Genomic DNA, 16944 nt, shown 5'->3' on the forward strand with positions numbered 1-16944 from the left:
GGTTCCCGCGACGTCACCGTGGGCCGGCGGCTCGGGACCCGGCCGTCGCGCCCCGGCGACGCCGGACCAGCGCGCGTCCGCCCAGCAGGAGCGGCGGAAGCAGTACGCACTGGGCCGCCACGGCCAGCCAGAACCCCGGCATCAGCCCGGCCGCCTCGAAGGCCCCGTACGCGGTGCCGCCGACCACTCCGCTGAGGAAGGATCCGACGCCGACGGCCAGCCGCTGCTGCCCGAAGACCACCGTGGCGGACCGGCGCGACCGGGCCAGCGCCTCCAGGTCGTTCTTGAGGAACAGCACGGCGTTGCCGAGGCTGATCACGGTCACCCCGACCAGGAGGCTCGACCAGTGGCCAGCGGCGAAGGCGACCATCCCGACCGCCAGGCAGCCGAAGCCGACGGCCATCGCCGGCCGGTACGCCATCCGCCCGACCCGCTCGGCCACCAGCGGTTGGGCGAGGGCCAGGCCGAGCGAATACCCCATCATGGCGGCACCGAAGACCAGAGTGGCCACGCGTCCCTGCGCATAGCTGGAGAGGTACTGATAGAACTGCATGTAGAGATAGATGGAGAGCGCGGTCACGGCGAACGGCATCACCGCCACACCGGACAGCACCCGCCGGAACGGCTCCACCGGCACGGTCGGTGCGCCCGACGGTTCGCGGGGCAGGAAGAGATGCCCCAGCGCCAGACCGGCGTAGAGCGTCGTGACGACGGTGAACATCGCGCCGGGATACCGGATGAGCAGGGCTCCGACCACCGGCCCGAGGGCGATGCCCAGGTTCCCGGCGGCGTTGCCGGCGGAGACCAGGCGGGGCCGGGCCTCCGGGCCGACACCGTGCACCAGATATCCCCGGTACGCCGGTGAGTAGAGCGAACCACCGGCCGAGATCAACACCAGACCGGCGACGGTGAGCCCCGGCCGCCCCTCCCCCGCCAGGAACCCGCATCCGCCCAGCGTGTACAGCACCGTCGCGCCGCGCAGGCACCGTTGCAGCCCGATCCGCTCGGCCAGTGCCGCGGTGACCGGTGCGCTGGCGAACTGCACCAGGGTCGCCACCCCGAGCAGTACGCCGATCTGCCCCATGCCCAGGCCCATCCGCTCGCGCAGCAGCACCGCGAGATACGGATAGATCGAGAACGAGCCGACGTTGACCAGCAGGCCGCTCACCAGCACCGCCCACTGGGCGCCGGTGAAGGAACGCGCCGCCCCGTTCCCGGGCATCCCGATCCCCACCTTCGCCGTCCGGCACACCGCGACCGCTGCCGATCGCCTCCACGTACCGCGTCGTCCGACGGGCCGGTCGAGTTCCCGGGGTTCCGTCCGGTGACAGTTAACCTCGGACCGTCCAGGTCGGCGTGAGCGCGAGCTGGTGCCACAGTGGATGGACGACGTACCTCCCGGCCAGAACACCGTCACGGTGTGTGGTTCCGGGGCTCGCCCGGCGGCTACGCACCGGCCAGCACGTGCGGTGACCAGCGCGCCGCACGGGTGGTCAGCGGCCGGTCATCACCGGTGGGTGCGTTCAGCCGAGCCGCTGGTAGACGACGAGCGGGTTGCCGCCCGGATCGACGACCACCGCCCGTCGCTCGTGCGGGCCCTCCACGGTGTCGCCCGCCGTGCCGCCGCCGGCCGTCACCTGCGCGAGGCAGGCGTCCAGGTCGTCGACCTGGACGCTGAGCAGGGTACGGCCGGCGACGGGTTGCTGCGACGCGTCGGCCAGTCCGACGGTCACCGTGCCGTCGGTGAGCGCGGCGTACCGGTCGCCGTCGCGGAAGCGGACGGTCAGCCCGAGGGCGGTGTAGAAGTCGAGCTGGGCGTCCAGCTCGTCGGCGGGGACGATCACGTGACCGATCTTCATGTGCGGAACCTCGGCATGACCTCGCGGGCGAAACGTTCGACGATCCGGATCGAGTCCTCGATGGGCAGGCCGAGCCACTGCGCGCGGAAGACGAAGTGGTTGAACCCGGCGTCGGCGAAGTCCTGGACCTTCGCCGCGATGTCGTCGGGGGACCCGAAGAAGAGGGCCCGCTCCTTGATGGCCTCCCACTGGGACTCGAAGAAGTCCATGCCGTACTGCACGTACTCGCCGTAGGAGCGGCGGACCGCGTCACCGGCGAGGGCGTACGCGTCGTCGAAGGAGTCGGCGACGCAGAGGTCACGGTGGATCGGGAAGACCGCGCCCTCCTCGCTGAAGCCGGCCGCCCGGCGCTGCTCCCGGTAGTCGGCGAGGTTGCCGACGGCCCAGTTGCGCCGGACGTTGGACGGGGCCAGCCAGGGCAGGCCCTGCCGGGCGATCCGGGCGATGCCGGTGGGGCCGTTGGCACCGACCCAGACCGGCGGGTGCGGCTGCTGGACGGGCAGCACGCTGCACCGTACGCCGTCGAGGGTGAAGTGTCGGCCCTCGTGGTGGACGGTCTCGCCGGTCCAGAGCCGCTGCATCACCGCGAGCGCCTCGTTCATCCGGGAGACCCGGGTGCGCCGGTCGACGCCGAAGGAGTCGAACTCCACCTCGCGGTAGCCGGCGCCGATGCCCAGGACGAAGCGACCGCCGGACATCTGGTCGATGGTGGCGATCTCCTCGGCCCAGTGCACCGGATGCCCCAGCGGCAGGATGAGGATGCCGGTGCCCAGCTCCATCGTGCCGGAGTGGTCGATCAGCCGGCTCAGCAGCGGCAACGGCTGCGGGGTGCGCAGCGACGACAGGTAGTGGTGGATGCCGTAGACCGAGTCGTAGCCCAGGTCGCGGATGTGTTGCACGTACTCGACGGTCTCGCCGAGGCGTCGACCCAGGTCGTCGTCGTACGCGTACTGATGGTCGAGCAGGACGCCGAACTTCATCGCGGGCCTACTTCTCGCGGGCCCGCGAGTCGCTGAGCCGGAAGTACGGCGCGACGAGCCGGTCCCGGTCGGCCAGCGCCTGCGCGATGCCCTTCTCCCGCCGCTCCTTGAGGAAGTTCCAGTCCCCCTCTTCGAAGCTGACGTTGGTGGCCCAGCCGTGGCCGACCCACCCGGTCATCGCGCCCAGGCCCTTGCCCCGGGCCTCCATCACCAGCTGCATCATCGACTTGCCCATCATCAGCGAGTCCAGCGGCATGACGGCGATCGCGTCGGCGTAGTCGTCCACCCACCGCGACAGTTCCTCGCGCTCGACGACCTTGGTGACCAGGCCCTTGCGTTCGCCCTCCTCGGCGCCGATGGCCCGCATGGTCAGCATGACGTCCTTCATCGTCGTCAGGCCGACCTTCTCGATCCAGTGGTACATGTCCTGCGGGGCCGGGCCGAGGTAGCGGAACGCCGGGTGGGTGAACCGGGCGTCGGGGCTGGCGATGACGATGTCGGCGGAGAGCGCGATCTGGAAGTGCCCGCCGTAGCAGTAGCCCTGCACCTGGCAGATGGTCGCCTTCAACGACTCGATGATGGGCCGGGTGAAGCCGGAGCTGAGCACGTTGCGGTCGGGCAGGATGCGCTGCCGCTGCGCCGGGCGACGGCGGGACGCCTTGTCGGTGCCGGTCTTGTAGCCGATGTAGTGGCCGAGTTCGGCGGCGTCGGCGCCGGTGCCGAAGTGGTCGCCCTCGCCCTTGAACACGATGACCTTCACCCGGTCGTCGGTCTCCGCCTCGCGGACCAGGTCACCGACGCGCTCGAAGGCGGCGACCGGGATGGCGTTGAGCCGGTCGGGGCGGTCGAAGGTGATCGTCGCGACGGAGCGCTCCTCGTCCACGTCGTACCGGACGTACGTCGCGAGGACCTCGGGGTCGACCTCCATGTTCTCGACGTCCCACTGGTCGGCGAGCAGCTCGGCTTCGGTCTTCTTCACGGCGGTTCCTTAGGGTCGGCTGGTGCGGAAGGCGGGGAACACCTCGGTGGCGAACAGTCGCAGCGAGGCGCGCAGTCGCTCGGTCGGCATGCCGAGCCATCCGGGACGGAAGATGAGATGGTCGAAGCCGAGGTCCCGCAGGGCGGAGATGCGTTCGATCAGGAACTCCGGCGAGCCCAACAACAGGGTGTTGCGGACCAGGTCGTCGAAGCGGTCGCGCTGCCAGCGCAGCGCCGGGTACTCGGCATAGGTGGAGTATTCGAGTCGCGCGTGCGGCAGCGCCTCTTCGACGGCCTGTTCGGTGGTGGGCGCGCAGTACAGCTCGACGCCGACCGGCCGCTGCACGGTGGCGGGGTCGCGACCGTACTCGGCCAGCGCCTCGTTGTAGACGGCGAGGTGCTCGGGCAGGAACCGGCGGCTCGGTGAGTTGCCCGGCGCGTACCAGGCGTCGCCGAGGCGGGCGGCGCGGCGGACGGCCTTGCGGCCGCCCGCGCCGATCCAGATCGGCGGGCCGCCCGGCGTCAGCGGCCGGATGCCGATGGTGGCGTCGACCTGCGGATAGAACTCACCGTCGTGGGTCACCGGTGTACCGCTCCAGAGGGCCCGGATCAGCCGCAGGCTCTCGTCGAAGCGACGGAACCGGGCCTGCGGGTCCAGGCCGAAGGCGGCGAACTCGTTCTCCCGGTAGCCGGCGCCGACACCGAGGATCACCCGTCCGCCGGAGAGGTGGTCCAGGGTCGCGAACTCCTCGGCGACGTGCACCGGGTGGAACATCGGCAGCAGCAGGATGCCGGTGCCGAGGGTCATCTCGCCGGAGCGCGGGATCAGGCTGGCCAGCATCGAGATGGGTTGTGGGGTGGCCAGGTTGGACTGGAAGTGGTTGATCGTCCAGACCGAGTCGTAGCCGAGTTCGGCGGCGAGTTCCACGGTGCCGAACAGGTCGCTCAGGTGCCGGCCGAGGTCGTCGCCGTGCGGGTACTGGTGCGACGCCATGATGCCGAACTTCATCAGCTCCGACCTCCCTCGACGGCGGGCGCCGCGACCCGGCTGGTCTTGCCGGTGGCGCTGCGTTCCAGGACGGGTACGAACTCGACGCGTCGGGGTGCCTTGAAGTGCGCCAGCCGGTCGCGGGCGAACGCGACGATGCCGTCGGCGAGGACCGCGTCGGGGATCGAGTCGTCGGTCTCGCGGACGACCAGGGCCACCGGGATCTCGCCCAGCCGGTCGTCGGGACGGCCGAGCACCCGTACGTCGTTGACCAGGGGGTGCTCGCGGAGTTCGTCCTCGATCTCCTCGGGCCACACCTGGAAGCCGCCGCACTTGATCATGTCTCGCTTCCGACCGACCAGGAACAGCACGCCGTCGTCGTCGACGTAGCCCATGTCGCCGGTGTGCACCCAGCCGTCGCGGACCAGCTCCCGGGAGGCGTCCGGGTCGTCGACGTACCCCTTGGTCAACGCGGAGCGGACCACCACCTCGCCCTCCGCGCCGGCCGGCAGCGCGGCACCGTCGTCGTCGCGGATCTCCAGCTCCACCCCGGGATAGACCCGGCCGGCCGAGCCGGGCTTCCACCGGCCGGCCTTCATGTCCCGGCCGTTCCATCCGGCGATGTGTCCGGCCTCGGTCGACCCGTAGTTGACCAGGATGGGCACGTGGTAGCGCTGCTCGAAGGCGCGCCGGACCGGCCACGAGATCGCCTGCCCGGCGACCAGGACCGACTTCACACCCTCGAAGGGCAGGTCCCGTTCGGTGTGCACGATGTCGAAGACCATGGTGGGCAGGAAGAAGAAATTGTCGAAGGCGAAGCGTCGCATCAGCCCGTCGAGCCGGTCGACACCGAACCGTTCCCAGACCACCGCGGCCCGGCCGACGAAGTACGCGAAGAGCAGTGAGTGCTGGCCACCGCTGTGGAACAGCGGCAGGGCGATCAGGTTGGGCTTCGCGTCGGCGGCCGCGCTGCCCTCGACGTCGGTGCCGGTGGCGACCCGGGCCAGGCGCATCAACGACTCCCGTGAGCCGCCGTGGGTCACGCTGACCGCCTTGGGCCGGCCGGTGGTGCCGCCGGTGAACAGGATGCACGCCTCGGCGTCCGGTGCGACGTCGACGGCGGGTACCCGGGTCGGGCGTCGCCAGGCCAGCGCCGGTACCCCGGCGACCGGTTCGGTGACCGAGCGGACCGGCAGGTCGGCGCCGGTCAGGAACTCGGCGATCACCTCGGGCCGACGGTCGTCGACGAGCAGCAGGCGCGGCGTGGTCTTGGCGACCGACTCGGCGAGTTCGGCGGCGTTGTACAGGCTGCTGACCGTCACCGGCACCGCGCCGATCTTCCAGGCGCCGAAGAGGAAGAACACGACCTCGGGGCCGTTGGTGAGGTAGCAGGCCACCCGGTCACCGACGCCGACGCCCTCGGCGCGCAGCGCGGCGGCGACGCCACCGGACAGCAGGTCGATCTCGTCGAAGGTCCACGACCGGCCGTCCTCGCCGTACAGGCCCGCCACGTCGGCCCGGTCAGTGCTGCGGCCGTGCAGGATCAGGGCGAGATTCGCGCCGCTCATCGTGTCGCCTCCTCGGTGTCCGGGGTGGCGACCCGGCTGACGACCTCGGCACCGAACCGGGCGAGCTGGTCCATCGCCTCCTCCTGGCTGGCGCCGACGAACTGGTGCCGCAGCGACACCTCGGTGATGCCGAGGTCGTTCTCCCAGCGGCGGAGCTTGTCGACGATCTCGTCGGCCGACCCGACCAGGCAGTCCTGGGCCAGGTACCGGTCCAGGTCCAGCGACTGGGCCTCGTCCCACGACTTGTAGCCCGCGTACTGGCGTTGCAGGTGCGGGCGGACCGCCGCGACGGCGCTGCGGTAGCTGTCACCGATGAACGCCTCGCGGCTCATCGGGTACTCGCGGGCCGGATCGAAGCCCCGTTCGGCGAGTTCGGCGCGGTAGATGCCGAGGAGTCGGGCGAGTTCGTCGTCGTCGCCCTTGGGGCCGATGAGCCAGGGGGCGTCGAGCCGGGCCGCGCGTCGGATGGCGGGTTCGGCGAACGCGCCGATCCAGATCGGCGGGCCGCCGGGCTGCACCGGGCGCAGCGGCAGGCTGGCCTGCGGCACCTCGCCCCAACTGCCGGCGGCGTCGATCGTCTCGCCGCGCCACAGGGCGCGCAGGATCGGGACGTACTCGCGCAGGCGGCGCAGCCGGTCCTCCCACGCCACGCCGAAGGCGGTGGTCTCCCGGCGTCGGTAGCCGGCGCCGATGCCGACGGTCAGCCGACCACGGGTCAGCACGTCGAGGGAGGACAGTTCCTCGGCGAGGGCGATCGGGTTCAGCAGGGGCGCCAGCAGGACACCGAAGCCGATACGGATGCGGCTGGTGGCGTGTCCCAGGTGACCGGCGAGCGGGATCGGCTGCACGAACGCCGACCGGGCCAGGTAGTGGTGTCCGAGGTAGACGGCGTGGAAGCCGGCCGCTTCGGCGGCGGCGGCCTGGGCCAGTACGCCGTCGATGCCCTCGGTGGCCGACGCCGCCGGGTCGAACTGGGCGCTGAGGAAGCAGCTGATCCTCACCCGACGACCGCCTGGGCGGCGGCGGGCGCGCTCACCGTGTCGTCCTTGGCGGCGGTGGCGCGGAAGTGCGGGATGACCTTCGCGGCGAACTCCTCCATCGACTTGAGCGCGGCCTTGCGGTCCAGCGACGGGATCCGCAGCCAGCCGATGTAGTGGTTGATGCCGAGCTGTTCGCGCAGCATCTCGATGGTCTCGATGACGCGGTCGGCGGAGCCGAAGTTGCCGCCGTGGGTCAGGGTCTGCTCCAGCGTCAGCAGCTCGATGTTCTTGGCCACCGCCGCGTAGTAGGCGCGTTCCTTGTCGATGGCCTCCTCCGAGCCGGGGATGACCTTGCCGACGGACTTGTAGTAGTTGAGGGCGGCCTGCGCGGCCGCGCGCAGTCCCTCGCTGCTGTCACCGCACCAGACCTGCTGCATGAAGGGCAGGTCGTAGGTGCTGATGTCGAATCCGTTCTCCCGCATGCTCTGCCGGTAGAGGTCGAAGTTGCGCTGCATCACGCCCAACGGCGTGAAGTTCGGCGAGGTGATGATCGATTCGCCGACGGCGCCGCGTTCGCGGAAGCTGTCCGGGGAGACGGTGCCCTGCAGGATCGGCGGGCCACCGGGCGTGTACGGCCGGGGGTAGGTCGTGACGTTGTCGTACTGGAAGATCTTGCCGTGGTAGGAGAAGTTCTCCTGCGACAACGCGAGTCGCAGCACCTCAAGCGTCTCCTGGTAGCGCTGCTTCGACTCCTCCAGCGGGATGCCGAAGCCGGCGAACTCGGCGGGCTGGTAGCCGCGGCCGACGCCGATGGAGACCCGGCCGCCACTGAGCACGTCGAGGGCGGCGATGTCCTCGGCCAGCCGCAGCGGATGGTGCAGCGGCAGCACGAGGACGGCGGTGCCGATGGTGATCTGTCGGGTCCGCTCGGCGACGGCCATGCCGAAGTTCACCGGGCTGCCGAGAATGCCGTACTTCGAGAAGTGGTGCTCGGCCAGCCAGATCGAGTCGAACCCGAGCTCGTCGGCCAGCTGGATCTCGTCGAGGGTCTCACGCAGCACCTGGTGATCGGATGTGCCGTCACTCACCGGGAACAGGTTCATGATTCCGAACTTCACGGCTTCTCCTCGTTTATTCCGACCAGCCGGTATGTTACCGCCGTAGGTATCCGGCCTGCAAGGGTTTCGCAGGTCAGTGGGGTTGCGACGAACGTCGGGCGGCGATCCGCAGCTCGCCGGCACGGCGGCGGTGCCAGGAACCGCGACCGAATCGGGCGTCGAGCACCAACGCCCGGCGTAGGAACAGGTGCGGCACCGCCTCCATGGTGATGCCCATGCCGCCGTGCACCTGGATGCACCGCTCGGCGGCGAAGACCGCCGCCGTCCCGGCCGCCGCCTTGGCCGCGTGCACCTGGATCTCGGCGTCCGGGCGTCCGTTGTCGACCGCCCAGGCGGCGTAGAGGGTCAGGTCCCAGGCGGCCTTGCGGGCCGTGGCGGCCTCGGCGAGCTGGAAGGCGACGCCCTGGAACGAGCCGATCACCCGACCGAACTGCTGACGGGTACGCGCCTGCTCGGCGGCCAGCTCGATGGCACCCTGCGCGACACCGCAGAGTTCGGCGGCGACCACCAGCGTGGCGCGTGCCGCCCCGGTGCCGGCCGGCACGATGTCCTGCGGATCGGGCAGCGTGACGTCCGACAGCGGCACCGACGGGTCGACCGACTCGCGCGCGGTCACCTCGACCGGCACGCTGGTCCACACGCCCTCGGCGGCACCCAGGGCGACCACTCCGTCCGCCTGTGCCGCGTACGGCACCAGGGTGCGGACCGCCGAGCGGGGCGACACCTGGTCCGCCCGCGCGGTGGCCCCCGGCACGTCCACCGCCGGGGTCAGCACCCGGCTGCCGTCGAGCACGTCCTCCGGCAGCGGCGTACCGTGCCCGCTGCCGCAGAGCAGTTGCACCGCCGCGGCATGCGCCGGGAACCGGCTCGCGACGAGCCGTTCGCCGAGCGCCTCGACGGCGACGAGCAGGTCGATCAGGCTCGACCCGATGCCGCCGACCTGCTCCGGCACCCCGAGGAGCCCGAAGTCGCGCAACAGCGTCGCGTCACCGGCGGGGGCCCGCCAGTGCGTCGGCAGCCCGCCCGTGGCGCGTTCCGCGTCGGCCAGCGCGCCGACGGTCTTGGCGATGTCCTGCTGTTCCTGGGTGAATGTTGCCCGCACGCGATGACTCCGCTCAGCGTGAGCGGGGCAGGTTCAGCACCCGCTCCGCCAGGATCGATTTCTGGACCTCCTCCGTGCCGCCCTCGATGGTGTGGGCACGGGCGCGCAGGTAGCGGCGCATCCGGGCGGCGGCGCCATCGCCGTCGACCAGCACCCCGCCCGCGTCGTCGAGCTGCACGGCGAGACGGTTGGCGCGCTGCACCACCCCGGCCCAGAGGCTCTTGAGGGCCGAGGTCTCCGGCCCGGGCACTCCCCCGGCGCGGCTCTCGCCGAGCATCCGCATCGACCCGATCCGCACCGCCTCGGCGTCGCACTGCAACGCGCCGACCGCGTCGACGAAGGCACTGTCGTCAGCGACCCCGCGCGCGATCCCGAGGTCGACGACCCGGTCCACCGCCTGGCGGGCCCACACCCACAGGTTCAGCGCCATGCTGCCGCGCTCGAAGGCGAGCGTGGTCAGGGCCACCCGCCAGCCGTTGCCGACCCCGCCGAGCACGTCGGCGTCGGGGACGAAGACGTCGTCGAGGAACATCTCGTTGAACTCGGTGTCCCCGTTGATCATCGTCAGCGGCCGGACGGTGAACCCGTCCATCGGGGCGAGGAAGTAGGTGATCCCCTGGTGCTTGGGCGCGTCGGCGTCGGTGCGGGCCAGCAGCAGGCACCGGGAGGCGTTGTGCGCGTTCGACGTCCAGATCTTGGCGCCGTTGATCAGCCACCCGCCGTCCACCTTCGTCGCGGCGGTCCGCAGACCGGCCAGGTCGGACCCGGCGCCGGGCTCGCTGAAGCCCTGACACCAGTACTCCTCGCCGCGCAGGATGCCAGGCAGGTGCCGGGCCTGCTGCTCGTCGGTGCCGTGCGCGATGACCGTCGGTCCGGCGAGCATCATGCCGACCCCGTTGAGCGGGTACGGCGCCCCGCGTACCGCGGCCTCCTCGTTGAAGATGGCCTGTGCCAGCGAGTCCAGTCCCCGGCCACCGTGCGCGACCGGCCACGACAGCCCGGCCCAGTTGCCGGCGCAGAGCCGGTGCTGCCACACCCGCGACCAGTTCTCGCGCTCGTCCTGCGACAACTCCTCCTGGTCGGGGACGTCGCGCAGCGCCTCGTCCAGCCAGGCGCCGACCTCGCGCCGGAACGTCAGGTCGGACGCGCTGTCATCGAAGTCCATCCGTCCCTCCCCTCGTGTCGTAGCGCCCGGTCACGCCGACACCTCACGGGTACGCCGCAGCCGGGCCTTGTAGAGCTTGCCGTTCGGATCGCGCGGCAGCGCGTCGCGCACCAGGTAGGAGACCGGACGCTTCGGCTTGGCCAGCCGGTCGGCGAGGTAGTCGCGCAGCCCGTCGACGGCGGCGTCGCCCTCGGGCGCGTCGTCGCGCAGGACGACGTGCGCCTGCGGCACCTCGCCGAACTCCGGGTCCGGTACGCCGATCACCCCGGCGTCGGCGACCCACTCGTGGGCCAGCAGCGCCGCCTCGATCTCGGCCGGGTAGACGTTCACGCCGCCGACCAGGATCAGCTCCGACACCCGGCCGGTGATGTAGAGGAACCCGTCGGCGTCGACGTGGCCGACGTCCCAGACGGTCATCAGGCCGTCGCGGCGGGCGCCCTCGGTCTTGCCGGGGTCGTTGTGGTACTCGACCCGGTCGTTGCCCTGGCGCATGTAGACGATGCCGGTCTGCCCCACTGGCACCTCCTCGCCCTGCTCGTCGAGGATCCGCAGGGTGGAGATGGACGCCGGGCGGCCGACCGTGCCGGGGTGCGCGAGCCACTCGTGCGGGCGGGCGATCGTGGTGCCGACCTCGGTGGAGCCGTAGTACTCGTAGACCACCGGCCCGAACCACTCCAGGATCCGCTGCTTGACCTCCAGCGGGCAGGGTGCCGCGCCGTGCAGCACGTAGCGCAGCGAGGAGACGTCGTAGTCGTCGCGTACCGACTCGGGAAGTTGGAGCAGCCGGTAGAAGTGCGTCGGCACCATGCTGGTGCCGGTGACCCGCTGCTCCTGGACGCGCCGCAGGAAGCCCTCCGGCGTCCAGCCGTCCATCAGCACCATGGTGCCGCCGGCGTGCAGCGCGCCCATCGCCGGGGTGATGTTGGCGGAGTGGTACATCGGCGCGGAGACCAGCCAGGACGCGAAGGCCGGGCGTTCCATGCCGAACTCGGCGAACAGCCACCGGTAGGTCAGCGCCCCGGCGTCGGCGTCGATGCCGCTCAGCGGACGCTTGACGCCCTTCGGGCGGCCGGTGGTGCCCGAGGTGTACATCATCAGCGAACCTGCGGGGACCTGCTCCGGACTCACCGCCGGCATGTCGGCGGTGAGTGCGGACAGCGGCTGCGCCCGGTCGGTCTGCGGGGTGCCGTCGACGAAGACCTGGATGCCGGGGGCGGCCTCGGCGGCGGAGACGACGACCTGCTCGACGCGCGCCGAACCGACCACCACCTTGGCGCCGCTGTCGGCCAGGACGTACGCGATCTCCGGCTCGGTGAGGTGGTAGTTGAGCGTGACCAGGTACAGGCCGGACTGCATCGCCGCGAGGTAGAGCGCGATCATCCCGGCGCTGTTGGTCATGACCGCGGCCACGGTGTCGCCGACCTGGAGCCCGGCCCGGGTACGCAGGCCGTGCGAGATCCGGTTCACCTCGGCGAACAGTTCCCCGTAGGAGATCCGGCGGTCGTCGGGGGTGACCACCGCGCACAGGTCGGGCGCTGCGGTCGCCCACAGCCGAAAGCCGGTCCGCTCCTCGCTCATCGGACTCCTTGAGTTAAATTCCGACCATCCGGTATGTTGTGTTGTCCCACCGTAAGGGAGCCGAGCGACGATGTCCATACCCGCGATCGACGCCCACGCCGCCAGCTACCGCGCCCGTGAGGTGCCCGCACCCGCCCAGGTCGTGGACGGTGTCTGGGCCGTGCCCGTCCCCCTCCCCGGCAGCGCCCTGCGCTACGTCACGGTCTATCTCCTGGAGACCGCCGACGGGCTCGTCCTCGTCGACGCCGGCTACGACCACCCGGCCTGCTGGCGTGCGTTCACGCAGTCCGTGGAGTCCCTCGGGCACCGGGTCGAGGCGATCGGCACCGTCCTGCTCACCCACAACCACCCCGACCACGTCGGCTTCGCCGCCCGGCTCCAGACGGTCGCCGGGGCCCGCATCGTGATCGGCCGACCCGACGACTTCGCCACCATGCACCGCACCCGGGGCACGTTCCTCGCACAACTGCGCGCCGCGCTCGACCTCACCGGCGCCCCCGCCGACGTGGTCGAGTCGATGTACGCCGACGCCGTCGACGTCGCCGTGCACCACGAGAGCCTGCGGCCGGACGTGACCGTCACCGACGAGACCGAGTTCCGCTTCGGCGACGTGACCGTACGCGCCGTCCCCACCCCGGGGCACACGTACGGCCACACCGTCTATCTCGACACCCGGGGGCTGGTCTTCACCGGCGACACCATGATGGCCGAAGGCCCCACCCAGCTCGCCATCGTCAGCCGCCCCGAGGACGACCCGGCCGCCGACCTGTTCGGCAGCCTGGCCCGCATCCGCGCGCTCGACGCGACGGTGGCCTGCCCGGCCCACCAGTTCCCGTACCGGGACGTCGCCGCCCGGGTCGACGAGCTGAGCGCGTACCACCGCGACGAGGTCGACGCGGTACGGGACCTGACCGTGCTCGGCGACGACGCGTGGACGCTGGCCCGGCGGATGACCTGGCAGAAGCCGTGGGACGAGTTGGGTCGGGGCACACGACGCTTCCACCTCGTGCACGCCCTCGCCCTGCTGCGGACGGCGACCGCCACCGACGAGTGACGCTCAGCCAGGCCGCTGGTCGCCGTACGTCCAGTCCGGCCGCAACGTCGGCCGCAGCTCCCGCAGGCTGCGCTTGAGCACCTTGCCGGACGGGTTGGTGGGCAGCTCGGTCACCAGGTAGACCTCCTTGGGCACCTTGAACCCGCCGAGCCGCTCCCGGGCGTACGCGATCAGCTCCTCGGCGTCCAGCCCCGGGCGGCCCACCACGAACGCCACCGGCACCTCCACCCACACCGGGTGCGGTGCCGCCACCACCGAGACGGCCAGCACCAGCGGATGACCGGCCAGGACGTTCTCGATCTCGGCGCTGGACATGTTCTCCCCGCCGCTGCGGATCATGTCCTTGAGGCGGTCCCGGATGTAGAGGTAGCCGTCGGCGTCGAAACAGCCCACGTCACCGGTGTGGAACCAGCCGTCGCGGAAGGCGGCACGGGTCGCCTCCGGGTCGTCGAGATAGCCGGGGCTCACCTTCGGCCCGCGCGCGATCACCTCGCCGTTCTCCCCCACCGGCACGTCGTCGCCGTTCGCGTCGACCACCCGCACCTGGACCCACGGCGCGGGGATGCCGACCGAGCCCTGCTTGCTCTGCGCGTGGGCGGCGTCCAGGTAGGTCAACCCGCTGCACGTCTCGGTGAGCCCGTAGCCCTCGATCAGCCGCGCGTTCGGGAACAGGGTGCGCGCCACCGTGTACAGGGCCGCGCTCACCTGGGAGTAGATCACCCAGCGCACCGAGGACAGGTCGGCGTCCACCGTGTTCTCGCTCTCGCGCCGGAGCATGTCGAGCATCGTCGCGGCCATCACCATCCCGGTGATCCGTTCCGTGTCGATCGCCTCCCGCACGGCCGCCGGGGCGAAGCGTCGCTGGAGCACCATGCAGCCGCCGACGTGCCAGATGCCGTACCCGGGCAGGTCGGTGCCGCCGACGTGATAGAGCGGCGCGAAGTTGAGTACCCGGTCGCCCGGCCCCAGCCCGAGTTCGACGATCTGAGCGTGCATGTTCATGTTCACGTTGCCGTGGGTGAGCAGCACGCCCTTGGGCAGGCTGGTGGTGCCGGAGGTGTAGACGATCCGTTGCAGCGCGTCCGGATCGAGGTCGGCGTCGGGCACCCGGGTGCCACGGTGGGCCTCGATCAACGCCCGCAGGTCGCTCCAGCCGTCGCCGATCGGTTCCAGCGCGAACCGGCGTACCTGTGGCAGGCGGGCGGTGGCCAGGTCGGTCAGCCCGGCGAACTCGGGGACGGTCGCGACCGCGCACACGTCGGCGTGCCCGAGCAGCCGTTCGATCTCGCCGGGGGTCAGCCGGTAGTTCAGCGGCACGAAGACCGCGCCGAGCTTGGCCGCCGCCAACGACAGGATGAGGAACTCGGGCACGTTATTCGCCACGATCGCGATCCGGTCGTCCCGGCCCAGCCCCTCGGCGGCGAGACCGGCCGCGAGGGCGTTGACGTCCTGGTCGAGCTGCCGGTGGGTCCACCGTCGTCCCTCGAAGACCAGCGCGTCGTCGTCGCCGAAGCGCCGTGCGTTGCGGCCCAGCATGGCGGCCAGGTTGGCGGTGCTCACCGGGCCGCCTCGATCTCGCGCAGCCCCTTCTTGAGCACCTTGCCGGAGTCGTTGCGCGGCAGCGCGGTGACCACCTGCACGTACTTCGGGACCTTGTACCGGGCCAGCTCGGCCCGGCAGTGCTCGCGCAGGTCCTCACCGGAGACGGTGGCGCCGTCGCGCAGGATGACGAACGCCTTCGGCACCTCGTCCCACGTCGGGTCCGGTACGCCGATGACGGCGACCTCGGCGACGTCCGGATGCTGCGCCAGGACCCGCTCGATCTCGGCGCTGGCGATGTTCTCCCCACCGGACTTGATCAGGTCGGCGCGCCGGTCGACGAACCACAGGTAGCCGTCGGCGTCGATCCGGCCCACGTCGCCGGTGAGGAACCAGCCGTCGCGGCGGGTCCGCCGGTTGGCCTCGTCGTCGTTCCAGTAGCCGGGCGAGACCTTCTCGCCCCGGACCACGATCTCCCCCTCCACCCCCGGGGGCACCGGCTGGAACCGCTCGTCGACGATCTCGATCCGGACGCCCGGGAACGGTGCGCCGAGCGCGCCGAGCTTGCTCTGCTCGTGGGCGGCGTCGAGGTAGCAGGCACCGTTGCACAGCTCGGTCATGCCGAACGTGTCGACCAGGCGTACGTGCGGCAGCCGCCGTTTCACCTCCTGCCGCACGCGCGGCGCGACCCCGGCGAACAGCAGGTAGCGCAGCGACCGCAGGTCCGGCGGCTCGGCCAGGTCGAGCATGCCGAAGAGGATCTGGGCGGCGAGGACCATGCCGGTGACGTGTTCCTCGGCGGCGACGCGGGCGATGTCGGCCGCCTTGAACGTCGGCGTCAACACCATCGTCGCGCCCGCCACGAAGGTGGCCAGGCCGGGTGCCTCCAGACCGCTGACGTGGAACAGCGGCGCGGAGACCAGGATCCGGTCCTGCGGGGTGAGTTCCAGTTCGAGCAGTTGGGCGAGGTGGTTGGCGGTCAGGTTGCCGTAGGTGTGGATCACCCCCTTGGGGCGGGCCGTGGTGCCCGAGGTGTAGAGCAGGCGGTGCACGTCGCCGGGCTCCTTGGCCGCGTCCGGGACCCGGACGCCCGCCGGTTGCCCGGCCAGCAGCGCGGCCAGCCGCCGGGCGTCGCCGACCACCCGTTCGCCGTTGGCCACGGCGGTCCGCAGGCCGGTACCGGCCAGCAGCCGGCCCGCGTCGTCGGCGAAGTCGTCGTCGTAGAGCAACGCGGTGATGCCGGCCTGGTCAATGACGTACGCCTGCTCGTTCGGGTGCAGCCGCCAGTTCAACGGGACCGAGATCGCGCCGATCCGGCTCAGGGCGAGCAGTTCGAGGACGTACGTGGCGGTGTTGCGCCCCAGCACGCCGACCAGTTCACCGGGGCGCAGCCCGGCCGCGAGTAACGCCGCCGCGTGCCGGTCGACGTCGGCGTCCAGTTCGGCGTACGTCCAGCGGGCCGCACCGTCGACCAGGGCCTCCCGGTCGGCGCGGCGCAGGGCCTGCCGGCGCAGCGTCAGCGAGAAGTTGCTGCCGGCCATCAGCCGTCCGCCTCCCGCCGCCGGGCGAGGATCTCCTCCCGCGACGGCAGCGACACGAACTCCAACAGGTTGCCGTCGAGGTCGCGGGCCGCGAACGCGGTGATGTACCCGTAGTTCTCCAGAAGCACCCGGTTCGGCGAGGTCAGGCACTCGGCGCCGAGCGACACGAGCCGGGCGTGCAGGTCGTCCATCTCGTCCACCGGCACCGCGAAGCTGAGCAGGAAGGGGCCCAGTTCCAGGTGCCCGCCGATGGCGGTCCGGGTCGGGGTGCCGTTCCACTCGATGAGTTCGAGCTGACCGATCTGGCTCGGCCCCTGGAGGTACTGCACCCGGCCGGTGGTGCCAGCGGGCAGCCCGAGCGACACCTCGATGCCCGGCCCGCCGACATCGGTACGCAGCGTCCGGCGGTAACCGAGCGCCTTCTCGTAGAAGTCGGCGGCCCGGTCGACGTCGGAGACGGTCACCGCCACGTGGTGCACTTCGCTGACCGGCAT

15 protein-coding genes are annotated in these 16944 nt (G+C 71.3%); 1 reads left to right on the top strand and 14 read right to left on the bottom strand.

Features of this window, described 5'->3' with window-relative positions; genetic code table 11:
• Positions 1-13 precede the first annotated feature (13 nt).
• The 11 genes from ACZ31C_RS19615 to ACZ31C_RS19665 all read right to left on the bottom strand — a co-directional run bounded on the left by ACZ31C_RS19615 (position 14) and on the right by ACZ31C_RS19665 (position 12316).
• Positions 14-1222 carry an MFS transporter gene (locus ACZ31C_RS19615; protein WP_465796514.1) on the bottom strand — a complete coding sequence of 403 codons (1209 nt, stop codon included), beginning with the start codon at positions 1220-1222 and terminating at the stop codon, positions 14-16.
• Positions 1223-1523: 301 nt separating this feature from the next.
• A complete protein-coding gene (locus tag ACZ31C_RS19620; RefSeq protein WP_465796515.1) occupies positions 1524-1859 on the bottom strand; it encodes a VOC family protein in 336 nt (111 codons plus the stop codon).
• Positions 1856-2839 carry an LLM class flavin-dependent oxidoreductase gene (locus ACZ31C_RS19625; protein ID WP_465796516.1) on the bottom strand — a complete coding sequence of 328 codons (984 nt, stop codon included), beginning with the start codon at positions 2837-2839 and terminating at the stop codon, positions 1856-1858. The genes ACZ31C_RS19620 and ACZ31C_RS19625 overlap by 4 nt, the downstream gene beginning before the upstream one ends.
• A 7-nt stretch (positions 2840-2846) precedes the next feature.
• Positions 2847-3818 (bottom strand): enoyl-CoA hydratase/isomerase family protein, encoded by a 972-nt coding sequence (locus ACZ31C_RS19630; protein WP_449954286.1) that lies wholly within the window; start codon positions 3816-3818, stop codon positions 2847-2849.
• 9 nt (positions 3819-3827) lie between these two features.
• Positions 3828-4826 (bottom strand): LLM class flavin-dependent oxidoreductase, encoded by a 999-nt coding sequence (locus ACZ31C_RS19635; protein ID WP_465796517.1) that lies wholly within the window; start codon positions 4824-4826, stop codon positions 3828-3830.
• Positions 4826-6373: a class I adenylate-forming enzyme family protein gene (locus ACZ31C_RS19640; RefSeq protein WP_465796518.1), complete on the bottom strand. Its 1548-nt coding sequence runs from the start codon at positions 6371-6373 to the stop codon at positions 4826-4828. Before ACZ31C_RS19640 ends, ACZ31C_RS19635 begins: the two co-directional genes overlap by 1 nt.
• A complete protein-coding gene (locus tag ACZ31C_RS19645; RefSeq protein ID WP_465796519.1) occupies positions 6370-7374 on the bottom strand; it encodes an LLM class flavin-dependent oxidoreductase in 1005 nt (334 codons plus the stop codon). Before ACZ31C_RS19645 ends, ACZ31C_RS19640 begins: the two co-directional genes overlap by 4 nt.
• Positions 7371-8471, bottom strand: coding sequence for an LLM class flavin-dependent oxidoreductase (locus ACZ31C_RS19650; protein ID WP_465796520.1), 1101 nt, complete (start codon positions 8469-8471; stop codon positions 7371-7373). Before ACZ31C_RS19650 ends, ACZ31C_RS19645 begins: the two co-directional genes overlap by 4 nt.
• 73 nt (positions 8472-8544) lie before the next feature.
• On the bottom strand, positions 8545-9573 hold the full coding sequence (locus tag ACZ31C_RS19655; RefSeq protein ID WP_465796521.1) for an acyl-CoA dehydrogenase family protein: 1029 nt from the start codon (positions 9571-9573) through the stop codon (positions 8545-8547).
• A 13-nt stretch (positions 9574-9586) separates the two neighbouring features.
• Positions 9587-10738: an acyl-CoA dehydrogenase family protein gene (locus ACZ31C_RS19660; protein ID WP_465796522.1), complete on the bottom strand. Its 1152-nt coding sequence runs from the start codon at positions 10736-10738 to the stop codon at positions 9587-9589.
• A 30-nt stretch (positions 10739-10768) separates the two neighbouring features.
• A complete protein-coding gene (locus ACZ31C_RS19665; RefSeq protein ID WP_465796523.1) occupies positions 10769-12316 on the bottom strand; it encodes an AMP-binding protein in 1548 nt (515 codons plus the stop codon).
• Positions 12317-12386: 70 nt separating this feature from the next.
• Between ACZ31C_RS19665 and ACZ31C_RS19670 the strand changes: the two genes are divergently transcribed.
• Positions 12387-13370 carry an MBL fold metallo-hydrolase gene (locus ACZ31C_RS19670; protein WP_465796524.1) on the top strand — a complete coding sequence of 328 codons (984 nt, stop codon included), beginning with the start codon at positions 12387-12389 and terminating at the stop codon, positions 13368-13370.
• Positions 13371-13373: 3 nt separating this feature from the next.
• Here the strand turns inward: ACZ31C_RS19670 and ACZ31C_RS19675 are convergent, their stop codons facing one another.
• The 3 genes from ACZ31C_RS19675 to ACZ31C_RS19685 are packed head-to-tail and all read right to left on the bottom strand — an operon-like array spanning position 13374 to position 16944.
• The gene (locus ACZ31C_RS19675) at positions 13374-14930 is read right to left on the bottom strand and encodes a class I adenylate-forming enzyme family protein (protein WP_465796525.1); all 1557 of its coding nucleotides are present in this window, start codon (positions 14928-14930) and stop codon (positions 13374-13376) included.
• Positions 14927-16450, bottom strand: coding sequence for a class I adenylate-forming enzyme family protein (locus tag ACZ31C_RS19680; protein WP_465796526.1), 1524 nt, complete (start codon positions 16448-16450; stop codon positions 14927-14929). Before ACZ31C_RS19680 ends, ACZ31C_RS19675 begins: the two co-directional genes overlap by 4 nt.
• Positions 16450-16944, bottom strand: a complete 495-nt coding sequence (locus tag ACZ31C_RS19685) for a VOC family protein (RefSeq protein ID WP_465796527.1) — start codon at positions 16942-16944, stop codon at positions 16450-16452. Before ACZ31C_RS19685 ends, ACZ31C_RS19680 begins: the two co-directional genes overlap by 1 nt.

The sequence above is a fragment of the Micromonospora sp. NPDC023869 genome, from assembly GCF_055559695.1.